The organism is Serratia sp. TSO36 (genome assembly GCF_057808395.1).
Genome location: NZ_JBJZOU010000055.1, coordinates 1 through 298, shown reverse-complemented (window position 1 = coordinate 298; position 298 = coordinate 1). Strand labels below are relative to the sequence as shown.

The following is a 298-nucleotide window of genomic DNA, read 5'->3' as shown; positions in this document are numbered from 1 at the left end:
TGCAGGCGCTGAGCAACAGCGCCAGGGCTACCGGGATCCATTTCATCATTTCGTGGCCTTCTTCGGCTGAGGGTCAGTGCTGCCGGCGGCTTCAAACACCAGCGCGTTGCTCTTCTCATTCAGGGTGCGCAGCACCGGTTGCAGCTCACGCAACACCTGGTCGAGGCGCTGCATATCGCCCACCATCTTGTTGTAAGCCGGCGAACCAGGCTGGAACCCTTTCATGCTGCGGTTCAGCTCCAGCAGGGTTTTCTGCATGTCCTGCGGCAGCGCCTGCATCTCTTTGCTGGCGATGATG

At 60.1% G+C, this 298-nt stretch carries 1 pseudogene; it reads right to left on the bottom strand.

Annotated elements, in window-relative coordinates:
• Positions 1-45 precede the first annotated feature (45 nt).
• A pseudogene (locus ACK3CV_RS25420) lies at positions 46-298 on the bottom strand (intermembrane transport protein PqiB); the annotation flags it as partial.